This is a genomic window from Streptomyces nogalater, from assembly GCF_039532885.1.
Lineage (GTDB): Bacteria > Actinomycetota > Actinomycetes > Streptomycetales > Streptomycetaceae > Streptomyces > Streptomyces nogalater.
The window spans coordinates 1-13,141 of the sequence record NZ_BAAASM010000003.1 but is presented as its reverse complement, the minus strand read 5'-3'; the positions used below and the strand labels follow the sequence as shown (position 1 = coordinate 13,141).

12 protein-coding genes are annotated in these 13,141 nt (G+C 70.5%); 9 read left to right on the top strand and 3 right to left on the bottom strand.

Annotated features, from left to right (window positions below; genetic code table 11):
* Positions 1-309 precede the first annotated feature (309 nt).
* Complete coding sequence (gene eccD, locus ABD350_RS04685; protein ID WP_344346474.1) at positions 310-1,812, top strand: type VII secretion integral membrane protein EccD; 1,503 nt, start codon at positions 310-312, stop codon at positions 1,810-1,812.
* Between the two features lie 118 nt (positions 1,813-1,930).
* Here eccD and ABD350_RS04680 read toward each other — a convergent pair whose 3' ends face one another.
* Positions 1,931-2,224: a DUF397 domain-containing protein gene (locus ABD350_RS04680; RefSeq protein WP_030619136.1), complete on the bottom strand. Its 294-nt coding sequence runs from the start codon at positions 2,222-2,224 to the stop codon at positions 1,931-1,933.
* Between the two features lie 268 nt (positions 2,225-2,492).
* Here ABD350_RS04680 and rpsO point away from each other — a divergent pair, with 268 nt between their 5' ends.
* From rpsO to ABD350_RS04655, 5 genes are all read left to right on the top strand, one after another.
* Positions 2,493-2,780, top strand: coding sequence for a 30S ribosomal protein S15 (gene rpsO / locus ABD350_RS04675; protein WP_003997419.1), 288 nt, complete (start codon positions 2,493-2,495; stop codon positions 2,778-2,780).
* 330 nt (positions 2,781-3,110) lie between these two features.
* Positions 3,111-5,330: a polyribonucleotide nucleotidyltransferase gene (locus ABD350_RS04670; protein ID WP_344346437.1), complete on the top strand. Its 2,220-nt coding sequence runs from the start codon at positions 3,111-3,113 to the stop codon at positions 5,328-5,330.
* Positions 5,327-6,706, top strand: coding sequence for a M16 family metallopeptidase (locus ABD350_RS04665; protein ID WP_344346436.1), 1,380 nt, complete (start codon positions 5,327-5,329; stop codon positions 6,704-6,706). Before ABD350_RS04670 ends, ABD350_RS04665 begins: the two co-directional genes overlap by 4 nt.
* A gap of 26 nt (positions 6,707-6,732) precedes the next feature.
* Positions 6,733-7,485 (top strand): 4-hydroxy-tetrahydrodipicolinate reductase, encoded by a 753-nt coding sequence (dapB, locus tag ABD350_RS04660; protein WP_344346435.1) that lies wholly within the window; start codon positions 6,733-6,735, stop codon positions 7,483-7,485.
* Positions 7,486-7,507: 22 nt separating this feature from the next.
* Positions 7,508-7,960, top strand: a complete 453-nt coding sequence (locus ABD350_RS04655) for a tetratricopeptide repeat protein (RefSeq protein WP_344346434.1) — start codon at positions 7,508-7,510, stop codon at positions 7,958-7,960.
* A 194-nt stretch (positions 7,961-8,154) separates the two neighbouring features.
* Here ABD350_RS04655 and ABD350_RS04650 read toward each other — a convergent pair whose 3' ends face one another.
* Both ABD350_RS04650 and ABD350_RS04645 read right to left on the bottom strand, forming a co-directional pair.
* Complete coding sequence (locus tag ABD350_RS04650) at positions 8,155-8,709, bottom strand: YdbT family protein (protein WP_344346433.1); 555 nt, start codon at positions 8,707-8,709, stop codon at positions 8,155-8,157.
* Positions 8,710-8,812: 103 nt separating this feature from the next.
* Positions 8,813-9,049 carry a hypothetical protein gene (locus ABD350_RS04645; RefSeq protein ID WP_344346432.1) on the bottom strand — a complete coding sequence of 79 codons (237 nt, stop codon included), beginning with the start codon at positions 9,047-9,049 and terminating at the stop codon, positions 8,813-8,815.
* A 187-nt stretch (positions 9,050-9,236) separates the two neighbouring features.
* On the opposite strand from ABD350_RS04645, the gene thyX reads away from it, so the two are divergent.
* The 3 genes from thyX to ABD350_RS04630 all read left to right on the top strand — a co-directional run bounded on the left by thyX (position 9,237) and on the right by ABD350_RS04630 (position 12,930).
* Positions 9,237-9,974, top strand: coding sequence for an FAD-dependent thymidylate synthase (gene thyX / locus ABD350_RS04640; protein WP_344346431.1), 738 nt, complete (start codon positions 9,237-9,239; stop codon positions 9,972-9,974).
* A gap of 211 nt (positions 9,975-10,185) precedes the next feature.
* Positions 10,186-11,085, top strand: a complete 900-nt coding sequence (gene dapA, locus ABD350_RS04635; RefSeq protein WP_344346430.1) for a 4-hydroxy-tetrahydrodipicolinate synthase — start codon at positions 10,186-10,188, stop codon at positions 11,083-11,085.
* Between the two features lie 159 nt (positions 11,086-11,244).
* Positions 11,245-12,930, top strand: coding sequence for a ribonuclease J (locus tag ABD350_RS04630; protein WP_344346429.1), 1,686 nt, complete (start codon positions 11,245-11,247; stop codon positions 12,928-12,930).
* The last annotated feature ends 211 nt before the right edge of the window (positions 12,931-13,141 follow it).

The following is a 13,141-nucleotide window of genomic DNA, read 5'->3' as shown; positions in this document are numbered from 1 at the left end:
AGGCCGCCGCGTGATCCTACTGAGTTCACGCCGGGCGGGTGGGCGGTAGGGTGCCGGATGTTCGCGTGAGCACACGCCGAACAGGCCGGACATACCGGGGCGAGCTCCTCAAGGAAGAGGCGGAACGGCCCCGGAATCCCGGCCTGCGGCACCCGGGTCGCCGCGCACCGGGCAAACCGGCACGGGACCTTCACGACACGGCCGCACCACCACCACCGAGCACGACACCGCACCACCAGCACCACACAGCACCAGCACCGAGCACCACACAGACGCACCACCACCACTGAGGGGGAGCAGCAGGTGAGCATGACGGCCGCCGCCACCGGCGGACCCGGGACGGGAGCCCCTTCCGGGTCCGGCACCGGACTCGGCTTCTGCCGGGTCACCATCGTCGCGCCGGACAGCCGTATCGACGTGGCCCTGCCCGACGACGTCCCGGTCGCCGACCTCTACCCGGAGATCCTCCGGCTGTCCCGGCAGAGCCCCGCGGCCGGCGCCCCGGTCGGCTACCACCTCGTCCGCACCGACGGCACCGTGCTGGACAGCGCCCGGTCCTTCGCCGCCCAGCGCATCCTCGACGGCGAACTGCTCACCCTGCGCCCGTTCGCCGAGTCCCTGCCGCCGGCCGTCTTCGACGACGTCGCCGAGGCGGTGGCCTCCTCCGTCACCAAGCAGCACAAGCTGTGGAGCGGCGACCTGACCCGGGCCGCCGGCCTCGTCGGCGGCGGTGTCCTGCCCGCGCTGCTCGCGTTCGTCGCCTGGACCGCCGACCCGCGCCACGACATGCACGGCCTGGCCGGCATCCTCGCCGCCGTCACCGGCGTCCTCCTCGTCGTGCTCTCCGCCGTCCGCGCCCGCGTCTACGACGACCGCGGCTCCGCCGTCGCCCTCGGCCTCGGCGCGCTGCCCAACATCGGCGTCGCCGGCAGCGGACTGCTGCCGCTGAGCGCCGGCGAGGGGATCGGCCGGCTCCAGTTCCTGCTGGCGTGCGCGGCCGTCCTCGTCGCCGCCCTGATCCTCGCGCTGTGCTCACCCCACGGCGACGGCCCCTTCGTCGCCTTCGTGTTCGCCTCCGCGGTCGCCCTCGTCGCCGTCTTCATCGCGACCCTCACCGACTGGGCCCCCCAGGAGACCGCCGCCCTGTGCGCCCCGGTCGCCGTCTGCGCCCTCGCGTTCCTGCCCGGCATGTCCATGCGGTTCGCCCGGCTGCCCATCGGCTTCGAGAACCCCAGCAGCGGCGGCGCCCCCCGCCCCGCCTACGGCAACGAGCCCGCAGCCCAGGAACCGGTGGACACCGAGCGCATCGAGGCACAGGCGCGGCGCGGCCACGAACTCCTCGTCGGCATGGTCGGCGGCTGCGCGCTGCTCGCCGTCGGCGCCGCGGCCGTACTCGGCTTCTCCGACGACGTCTGGGCCCAGCTGCTCGCCCTCGCCACCGGCATCGCCATGCTCATGCGCGCCGGCCTGTTCCGCTACACCGCCCAGGTCGCCCCCGTGCTCGCCGCCGGCCTCACCTGCCTGGTCCTGCTCGGCCTCGGCCTCGCCCTCAACCCGCCGGAGCACGTCATGCGCGCCGCGCTGGCCGGCGACCGCACCGACCTCGACATCCGCACCATCTGGCTGATCGCGGCCATCGCCCTGGCCACGGCCCTGGTGACGGCGCTCGGCCTGATCCTGCCGCGCGGCGGCCCGACCCCCTTCTGGGGCCGCTTCCTGGAGATCAGCGAGGGCTTCGTCCTGCTCACCCTGATCCCGCTCGCCCTGGCCGTCTTCGACGTGTACGCCAAGGCACGCGCCATGACCAGCTGACCAGCTGACCGGATCGGCCGACCGGACCAGAACGCGAAAAGGGGGCGGCACGCGCGCGTGCCGCCCCCTTTTCCACACGGTGCGGCTTTCCCACCATGCCGCTTTCACACCGTGCCGCTCACTGCACGTCCAGGCCCCCGTTGTGCGCCATCGGCTTCAGATCGAACTCCCCGTCGCGCGCCCCGAGCACGAACGCGGTCCACTCCGCCTCCGTGTAGCGCAGCACGGTGTCCGGGTCGAGGGAGGACCGCATCGCCACCGCGCCACCGGGCAGGTACGCGATCTCCACCCGCTCCTCGTGCTCCTCCGTACCCGGCGCGCAGTGCCACTCCACGCCCGAGATGTCGAGCGCGTACAGCTCGTCCCGCTCGCGCTCCTTGCGCGCCTTCATCTCCGCTTCCGTTTCCGCCATCTGCGGCGACCCCTTCCCGAGGTAGGTACGATCCCGGGGCTCACCCTAGTGGCGCACGCCACCGCGCCGGGGGCGTTCGCCGACCGGGCGCAAGGTGCCCGTCATCGCCTGGTACCCTGAGTGACGGCCGTTTGTGTACGCACCCCCGGAACCATGCGCTGTTCTGGAGGCCGCGCCCAGCGGATCCCCGCCTCCCGAGTAACGGAAGCTCCCCCGAGACGCAGACCGGGGGCACTCGGTGGCCACTCACACACCATGAGGAGTACGCGTGTCGCTCGACGCCGCTACGAAGAAGCAGATCATCGCCGAGTTCGGTACCAAGGAGGGTGACACCGGCTCCCCCGAGGTCCAGGTCGCTCTGCTCTCCCGTCGGATCTCCGACCTGACGGAGCACCTCAAGACCCACAAGCACGACCACCACTCCCGCCGTGGCCTGCTGATCCTGGTCGGTCAGCGCCGCCGGCTGCTGCAGTACCTGGCGAAGAAGGACATCCAGCGCTTCCGTGCGCTGGTCGACCGCCTCGGCATCCGCCGCGGTGCGGCGGGCGCCAAGTAAGACGCCACGAGGGGAGCGGTTCCCGACGACTCGGGGACCGCTCCCTTTGCCGTATGCGGGGCTGAGCCACGCACACGGTGACCACTGTCGTACAAGTGGAAACGTGCGGAGTGTCACTCACGCTTTGTAGTGTGGTAGCACAACGCACCGCGTAGAAGACAGAACGAGGAGAAGCGCACCCAGTCGCCGCCGGTCCTCGGTAGTGGCCCCCGGGGAAGAAGCCCCGGGTGCTTCGATCGAAGACCGGCCCGCACCGCACGGAGCGCCTCTCCACACGCCGTCCCCCTGCCACACGGGCAGGCACAGGACGAAGACGAGGAGAAAACGCTAGTGGAGAACGAGACCCACTACGCCGAAGCCGTTATCGACAACGGCCCCTTCGGCACCCGCACCATCCGCTTCGAGACGGGCCGCCTGGCCAAGCAGGCCGCCGGCTCCGCCGTGGCGTACCTGGACGACGACACCATGGTGCTGTCGGCCACCACCGCTTCGAAGAACCCCAAGGACCAGCTCGACTTCTTCCCCCTGACGGTGGACGTCGAGGAGCGGATGTACGCCGCCGGCAAGATCCCCGGCAGCTTCTTCCGCCGTGAGGGCCGGCCGTCCGAGGACGCCATCCTCACCTGCCGCCTCATCGACCGTCCGCTGCGCCCGTCCTTCAAGAAGGGCCTGCGCAACGAGATCCAGGTCGTCGCCACGATCATGGCCCTCAACCCCGACCACCTGTACGACGTCGTGGCGATCAACGCCGCGTCCGCGTCCACGCAGCTGGCCGGCCTGCCCTTCTCCGGCCCGATCGGCGGCGTCCGCGTCGCGCTGATCAGCGGCCAGTGGGTCGCCTTCCCGACCCACACCGAGCTGGAGGACGCCGTCTTCGACATGGTCGTCGCCGGCCGTGTCCTGGAGGACGGCGACGTCGCGATCATGATGGTCGAGGCCGAGGCCACCGAGAAGACGATCAAGCTGGTCGAGGGCGGCGCCGAGGCGCCGACCGAGGAGGTCGTCGCCGCCGGTCTGGAGGCCGCCAAGCCCTTCATCAAGGTGCTGTGCCGCGCCCAGGCCGACCTCGCCGCCAAGGCCGCCAAGCCGACCGCCGAGTTCCCGATCTTCCTGGACTACCAGGACGACGTGTTCGAGGCCCTGTCCGCGGCCGTCCGCCCCGAGCTGGCCCAGGCGCTCACCATCGCCGGCAAGCAGGAGCGCGAGGCCGAGCTGGACCGCGTCAAGGCGCTGGCCGCCGAGAAGCTCCTGCCGGAGTTCGAGGGCCGCGAGAAGGAGATCTCCGCCGCGTACCGCTCGCTCACCAAGCAGCTGGTCCGCGAGCGCGTGATCAAGGAGAAGAAGCGCATCGACGGCCGTGGGCTGACGGACATCCGCACCCTGGCCGCCGAGGTCGAGGCCATCCCGCGGGTCCACGGCTCCGCGGTGTTCGAGCGTGGCGAGACCCAGATCCTGGGCGTCACCACCCTGAACATGCTCCGCATGGAGCAGCAGCTGGACACCCTCTCCCCGGTGACCCGCAAGCGCTACATGCACAACTACAACTTCCCGCCGTACTCCACCGGCGAGACCGGCCGCGTCGGCTCCCCGAAGCGCCGCGAGATCGGCCACGGCGCCCTCGCCGAGCGCGCCCTGGTGCCGGTCCTGCCGGCGCGCGAGGAGTTCCCCTACGCGATCCGCCAGGTGTCCGAGGCGCTCAGCTCGAACGGCTCGACGTCCATGGGCTCGGTCTGCGCCTCCACCATGTCGCTGCTGAACGCCGGTGTGCCGCTGAAGGCCCCCGTCGCCGGTATCGCCATGGGCCTGATCTCCCAGGAGATCGACGGCGAGACGCACTACGTCACCCTCACCGACATCCTCGGTGCGGAGGACGCCTTCGGCGACATGGACTTCAAGGTCGCCGGCACCAAGGAGTTCGTGACCGCCCTCCAGCTCGACACCAAGCTGGACGGCATCCCGGCCTCCGTCCTGGGCGCTGCCCTCAAGCAGGCCCGCGACGCGCGTCTCCACATCCTCGACGTGATGATGGAGGCCATCGACCGGCCCGACGAGATGTCCCCGAACGCTCCGCGGATCATCACCGTGAAGATCCCGGTGGACAAGATCGGTGAGGTCATCGGCCCCAAGGGCAAGATGATCAACCAGATCCAGGAGGACACGGGCGCCGAGATCACCATCGAGGACGACGGCACGATCTACATCGGTGCCGCCGACGGTCCCTCGGCGGAGGCCGCCCGCGCCACGATCAACGGCATCGCCAACCCGACGATGCCCGAGGTCGGCGAGCGGTACCTGGGCACGGTCGTCAAGACGACCACCTTCGGTGCGTTCGTCTCCCTGCTGCCCGGCAAGGACGGTCTGCTGCACATCTCGCAGATCCGCAAGCTCGCCGGCGGCAAGCGCGTGGAGAACGTCGAGGACGTCCTCGGCGTGGGCCAGAAGGTCCAGGTCGAGATCGCCGAGATCGACTCCCGCGGCAAGCTCTCCCTGATCCCCGTGGTCGAGGGCGAGGAAGGCTCTGACGAGTCGAAGGACGACGCCGAGCAGTGACGTCCCGTAGCTCCAAGGCGACGGGCCGCCCCTCTTCGGAGGCGCGGGCCGTCGCCCGTACCCAAACCCTCATCCAGGGCACAGGCGGCATCGGCACGGTCCGCAAGACCACCCTCCCGGGCGGCCTGCGCATCGTCACCGAGACGCTGCCCTCGGTCCGCTCCGCGACCTTCGGCATCTGGGCCCACGTCGGCTCCCGCGACGAGACCCGGGCCCTGAACGGCGCCACGCACTACCTGGAGCACCTGCTCTTCAAGGGCACGGCCCGCCGCAGCGCTCTCGACATCTCCGCCGCGCTCGACGCGGTCGGCGGCGAGATGAACGCGTTCACGGCCAAGGAGTACACGTGCTACTACGCACGCGTGCTCGACACCGACCTGCCGCTGGCCATCGACGTGGTCTGCGACATGCTGACCGGCTCGCTGATCCTCGAAGAGGACGTCGACGTCGAACGCGGCGCGATCCTCGAAGAGATCGCCATGACCGAGGACGACCCCGGCGACTGCGTGCACGACCTGTTCGCGCACACCATGTTCGGCGACAACGCCCTCGGCCGCCCGGTCCTCGGCACGGTCGACACGGTCAACGCCCTCACCGCCGACCGCATCCGCCGCTTCTACAAGAAGCACTACGACCCGACCCACCTCGTGGTCGCCTGCGCCGGCAACGTCGACCACGCCAAGGTCGTCCGCCAGGTCCGCGCGGCCTTCGAGAAGGCCGGCGCCCTGAAGGACCCGGCGGCCAGGCCCATCGCCCCGCGCGACGGCCGTCGTACGATCCGCGCCTCCGGAAAGGTCGAACTGCTCGGCCGCAAGACCGAGCAGGCACACGTCGTCCTCGGCATGCCCGGCCTCGCCCGCTCCGACGACCGCCGCTGGGCCATGGGCGTGCTCAACACCGCCCTCGGCGGCGGCATGTCCTCCCGCCTCTTCCAGGAGGTCCGGGAGAAGCGCGGCCTCGCCTACAGCGTGTACTCGTACACCTCCGGCTTCGCCGACTGCGGTCTGTTCGGCGTCTACGCCGGCTGCCGGCCCAGCCAGGTCCACGACGTGCTGCGCATCTGCCGCGACGAACTCGACCACGTCGCGCGGAACGGCCTCTCGGACGACGAGATCGCCCGCGCCATCGGCCAGCTGAGGGGCTCCACCGTCCTCGGCCTGGAGGACACCGGCGCGCTGATGAACCGTATCGGCAAGAGCGAGCTGTGCTGGGGCGAGCAGATGTCCGTGGACGACATGCTGGCGAAGATCGCCGCGGTCACCCCGGACGAGGTCCGTTCGGTCGCCCGCGACATCCTGGGGCAGCGTCCGTCGCTGTCGGTCATCGGCCCGCTCAAGGACAAGCAGGCCGCCCGGCTGCACGACGCGGTCGCCTGAAACACCACCGGTTAGGAAGCAGGAACATGAGCAAGCTGCGCGTGGCGGTCCTCGGTGCCAAGGGCCGGATCGGATCCGAGGCGGTCAAGGCGGTCGAGGCCGCCGAGGACATGGAACTGGTCGCCGCCCTCGGCCGGGGCGACAAGCTGGAGACCCTGGCCGAGACCGGCGCCCAGGTCGCGGTCGAGCTGACCACCCCGGCGTCGGTCATGGGCAACCTCGACTTCTGCGTGCGCCACGGCATCCACGCGGTCGTCGGGACGACCGGCTGGACCGACGAGCGCCTCGCGCAGCTGAAGGGCTGGCTCGGCCGGTCCCCGGAGACCGGCGTGCTCATCGCGCCGAACTTCTCCATCGGGGCCGTGCTGACGATGAGGTTCGCGCAGCTCGCCGCGCCGTACTTCGAGTCGGTGGAGGTCGTCGAACTCCACCACCCCAACAAGGTGGACGCCCCCTCCGGCACCGCCACGCGCACCGCCCAGCTCATCGCCGAGGCCCGCCGGGCGGCCGGCACGGCACCGGCGCCGGACGCCACCACCACGGCCCTCGACGGCGCCCGGGGCGCCAGCGTCGACGGCATCCCGGTGCACGCCGTCCGGCTGCGCGGCCTGCTCGCCCACCAGGAGGTGCTGCTCGGCGGCGAGGGGGAGACCCTGACCGTCCGGCACGACTCCCTGCACCACAGCAGCTTCATGCCGGGCATCCTGCTCGGCGCCCGCCGCGTGGTGACCACTCCGGGCCTCACCTTCGGCCTGGAACACTTCCTGGACCTGAGCTGAGCCCGGACACCCCACACACCTCATGCGCGCGAAGATCACCTACCTCGTCACGGCCGCCGTCCTGGTCTTCTACTTCGTCCTGGTCGGCAGCCGTGGCGTGATGCTCCTCCAGTCCGGCACGCTCCTCACCGTCACCTTCGGCGTGGCGGTGCTGATCCTGCCGGTCATCGGCCTGTGGTTCCTGTGGAAGAACACCCAGTTCGTCCGCAAGGCCAACCAGCTGGCCGCCGAACTGGAGGCCGAGGGCGGCCTGCCGGTGGACGAGCTGAAACGCCTGCCCAGCGGCCGGATCGACCGTGACTCGGCCGACGAGGTCTTCGCCAGGCGCAAGGCCGAGACGGAGGCGTCCCCCGGCGACTGGCGCTGCTGGTTCCGCCTCGCCGTCGCCTACCACGACGCCCGCGACACCCCGCGGGCCCGCAAGGCGATGCAAAGGGCCATCGCCCTGCACGACGGAAAGCCCGTACGGGCCTGACAGCAGGCCTACCGCACCCTGACAGCAGGCCTACGGCACCCGGCCGCACCCGCGCGCCGGCGCCGCCCCGCCCCGGGCCCCACGCGCGTGCGGATGCGTCCGGCCGGTCGCGGTCGCGCCCAACGCGCCGGAGCGCACTCCGACGCGGAGCGCCTGCCGGTACGGCTCCGCGCTCCGGTGAGCCTCCGGGGCGGTCAGCCGCGCCCGCACTCCGCCGCCCACGCCTCCACCGCGTCCGCCGCCCGGTCGAAGGCCATCGGCCGGCCCAGGAAGTCCAGGGTGTGCGTGGTCAGCAGCGGCGGGGTGTCGTCGGGCGGCAGATCCGTGCGTACGAGGGCCAGCGCCTGCCCCTGCACCGCCCGCGGCAGCCCCAGCCAGCGCACCGGCCGCTGCACGGTCCGCACCGACACCACCCGCTCCCACGGCAGCGTCCGCGTCCGCAGGAAGCCGGTCCGGCGCAGCCCGCGCCGGCTCACCCACACCCCCATGCGCAGCAGCCGCAGCGCGCCCGCGATGATCAGCAGCCCCGCGACGAGCACCGTCGCCGCGCTGGGCACCGAGCCGGTCAGCGCGGTGAGCACCGCGCCGAACAGCGTGAACGAGGCGAGCAACAGCCACAGCGCGGCAACCCCCACCCGCCAGGGCCCGGGCCGGTAGGGGCGCCGCCAGCGGTCCGGGTCGTCATGGGGCAGGGCGCTCTCGGCTGCCGTCTCGAAGGGGCGGTCGGCCGTCAGAAAGGGCAGGGGCACGGCTGGTCCTCACTCGGTCCTCGCGGGGGCTGTGCCCGGTGAGGCTATCCGGCCGGGTGTGCGCCCACCAGCCGTGCGCGTCCGGAAGGGTCAGCGCCCGCGCTCAGCGCCCCTGGGACGCCTGGGACTGCTGGGCCGGTGCGTCGGCCGGCGTGGAGAGCGCCGGCGTGCCGGCTATCAGGGCCCCCACGAGCCCGGCGACCAGGGTGAGGCCCAGCAGCCAGCGCCCGGCCAGCTCGCCGAAGGACGCCCGCTGCCGGGGCGGGGGAGTCACATTGCTGCGGAACCTGTCCGCCTCGGCCAGGAAGGCGAAGGGTACGGGCTCGCGCCGTCGGAACATTACGGCTGCCGCTCCTTTCGGGGTCGGAGATCGAATGGGCACGCTTCACCGGTAAAGACGTTCGGGTGCCGCAAAAGGTGCCTCATGTCCGGAAAAAATCGCGGGCAAGGTCACTTTCGTCCGCGGCCGAGTCCCCCCGTACAGTGGGCGCGAACCTCAAGCAGCAGTGGGAAGGACCCGTCCAACCGTGACCCGCACCCCGGATGAACTGAAGATCGACCTGCGCAGTGATGTCACCGTCGAACTGGTCAAGCACAGCGCGGCGGACTCCGACGTGCTCTTCGCTGCCCGTGTGTCGACCATCGGGGAGCAGTCCCTGGACGAGCTGAACAAGGACCCCGAGCGCTCCAAGGGCCTGATCAACTACCTGATGCGCGACCGGCACGGCAGCCCGTTCGAGCACAACTCGATGACGTTCTTCATCAGCGCCCCGATCTTCGTCTTCCGCGAGTTCATGCGGCACCGCGTCGGCTGGTCGTACAACGAGGAGTCCGGCCGCTACCGCGAGCTCCAGCCGGTCTTCTACGTCCCCGACGCCGGCCGCAAGCTGGTCCAGGAGGGCCGGCCCGGCAAGTACGTCTTCGTCGAGGGGACCGAGGAGCAGCACGCCCTGGCCGGACGCGCCATGGAGGAGTCGTACCGCCAGGCCTACGCCACCTACCAGGAGATGCTCGCCCAGGGCATCGCCCGCGAGGTCGCCCGCTCGGTGCTCCCCGTCGGCCTGTACTCCTCGATGTACGCCACCTGCAACGCGCGCTCCCTGATGCACTTCCTCGGCCTGCGCACCCAGCACGAGCTGGCCAAGGTGCCCTCCTTCCCGCAGCGGGAGATCGAGATGGTCGGCGAGAAGATGGAGGCGGAGTGGGCGAAGCTCATGCCGTTGACGTACGCCGCCTTCAATGCGAACGGGCGTGTGGCCCCGTAACGAAGCCTTGTTCCCGCACCGGGAACGGGCGTACGGATCAGCCTGGCGAAGTGTCCGTATTGCGGCATTTGGAGAAGTTCATCTAGCCTGATCAAACGGACCCGGCACTGCTTGAACCCCCGAGCAGGCAGTGCCGGGCTCCATTTTTGTCCTGACTTTTCCGTCACCCCGAGAGCAGACCCCGCATCGCGCACCGAGTAGCGTGTTACCCATGGCTCCGACCTCGACTCCGCAGACCCCCTTCGGGCGGGTCCTCACCGCCATGGTCACGCCCTTCACGGCGGACGGCGCACTCGACCTCGACGGCGCGCAGCGGCTCGCCGCCCACCTGGTGGACGCAGGCAACGACGGCCTGATCGTCAACGGCACCACCGGCGAGTCCCCCACCACCAGCGACGCGGAGAAATCGGACCTGGTACGAGCCGTCCTGGAGGCCGTCGGCGACCGCGCCCACGTCGTCGCCGGCGTCGGAACCAACGACACCCGCCACAGCGTCGAGCTGGCCCGCGAGGCCGAACGCATCGGCGCCCACGGACTGCTGGTCGTCACGCCGTACTACAACAAGCCCCCGCAGGAGGGCCTGTACCGGCACTTCACCACCGTCGCCGACGCCACCGGCCTGCCGGTCATGCTCTACGACATCCCCGGCCGCAGCGGTGTCCCGATCAACACCGAGACCCTGGTCCGGCTCGCGGAGCACCCCCGGATCGTCGCCAACAAGGACGCCAAGGGCGACCTCGGCCGCGCGAGCTGGGCCATCGCGCGCTCCGGCCTCGCCTGGTACTCCGGCGACGACATGCTGAACCTCCCGCTGCTCTCGGTCGGCGCGGTCGGCTTCGTCTCGGTCGTCGGCCACCTGGTCACCCCCGACCTGCGCGCCCTGGTGGACGCGTTCGTCTCCGGTGACGTCGTCAAGGCCACCGAGATCCACCAGAAGCTGCTCCCGGTCTACACCGGCATGTTCCGCACCCAGGGCGTCATGACGACCAAGGCCGCCCTCGCGCTCCAGGGCCTGCCCGCCGGACCGCTGCGCTCGCCCATGGTCGAGTGCGGCGCCGAGGAGATCGCCCAGCTCAAGATCGATCTTGCTGCCGGCGGGGTACAGCTCTGATTAAAGACTTGGCACCACAGCACGGGCTTCACAACTGAATCGACAACCGCAGACGCGGGCCGCCGGTGCCCGCACCCCACACAACAACTGCTTCTGCACGAACGTCATGCGCGCCACGTGCCCGACCGGTACGTGGCGCGCGTGGTTGAGGAGAGTCTTTTGAGTCATCCGCATCCTGAACTCGGCCCGCCCCCGCCGCTCCCCGAAGGCGGCCTGCGGGTCACCCCGCTCGGCGGCCTCGGCGAAATCGGCCGGAACATGACCGTTTTCGAGTACGGCGGCCGCCTGCTGATCGTCGACTGCGGGGTGCTCTTCCCCGAGGAGGAGCAGCCCGGTATCGACCTGATCCTGCCGGACTTCTCGTCCATCCGGGACCGCCTCGACGACATCGAGGGCATCGTCCTCACCCACGGTCACGAGGACCACATCGGCGGTGTCCCCTTCCTGCTCCGCGAGAAGCCGGACATCCCGCTGATCGGCTCCAAGCTCACGCTCGCCCTCATCGAGGCCAAGCTCCAGGAGCACCGGATCCGTCCGTACACCCTGGAGGTGGCGGAGGGGGACCGCGAGCGCGTCGGCCCCTTCGACTGCGAGTTCGTCGCCGTCAACCACTCCATCCCGGACGCCCTGGCCGTCGCCATCCGCACCCCCGCCGGCATGGTGGTGCACACCGGCGACTTCAAGATGGACCAGCTCCCGCTGGACAACCGCCTCACCGACCTGCACGCCTTCGCGCGGCTGAGCGAAGAGGGCATCGACCTCCTCCTCAGCGACTCCACGAACGCGGAGGTCCCGGGTTTCACCCCGCACGAGCGGGACATCTCCAACGTCCTGCGGCAGGTCTTCGCCGGCGCCCGCAAGCGGATCATCGTGGCGAGCTTCGCCAGCCACGTCCACCGCATCCAGCAGATTCTGGACGCGGCGCACGAGTACGGCCGCCGGGTCGCCTTCGTCGGCCGCTCCATGGTCCGCAACATGGGCATCGCCCGCGACCTCGGCTATCTGAAGGTCCCGGCGGGCCTGGTGGTCGACGTCCGGGCGCTGGACGACCTGCCCGACGAAGAGGTGGTCCTGGTCTGCACGGGCTCCCAGGGCGAGCCGATGGCGGCGCTGTCCCGCATGGCCAACCGCGACCACCAGATCCGCATCGTGGACGGTGACACGGTCATCCTGGCCTCCTCGCTGATCCCGGGCAACGAGAACGCGGTCTACCGCGTGATCAACGGCCTGACCCGCTGGGGAGCCAACGTCGTCCACAAGGGCAACGCCAAGGTGCACGTCTCCGGCCACGCGTCCGCGGGCGAGCTGCTGTACTTCTACAACATCTGCCGCCCCAGAAACCTGATGCCGGTCCACGGCGAATGGCGCCACCTGCGGGCCAACGCCGAGCTGGGCGCCCTGACCGGCGTCCCGCACGACCGGATCGTCATCGCCGAGGACGGCGTGGCGGTCGACCTGGTCGAGGGCAAGGCCAAGATCTCCGGCAAGGTCCAGGCCGGTTACGTCTACGTCGACGGCCTGTCGGTCGGCGATGTCGGCGAGCCGGCGCTGAAGGACCGCAAGATCCTCGGGGACGAGGGCATCATCTCGGTCTTCGTCGTCATGGACGCCTCCACCGGAAAGATCACCGGGGGCCCGCACATCCAGGCCCGCGGCTCCGGCATCGAGGACTCGGCGTTCGCCGATGTCCTCCCGAAGATCACGGATGTCCTGGAGCGGTCGGCCCAGGACGGTGTGGTGGAGCCCCACCAGCTCCAGCAGCTGATCCGCCGGACCCTGGGCAAGTGGGTCTCGGACACCTACCGCCGCAGGCCCATGATCCTCCCGGTGGTCGTGGAGGTCTGACGGCCCGTCGGTACCTGACCTGGAGCGGGGCGCCTCGATTTGCATCGGGGCGCCCCGCTCCAGTACGTTTACGGCTCCGCCCACCCGGGAACCCCAGCACTTCACGTGCCGGACATGGTCGCCCGGAGCGGGTGGGAAAACCGGCTCAGAACTTCTGATAAAGTCGGAACCGCCGGAAAGGGAAACGCGAGAGCGGGAACCTGGAAAGCAC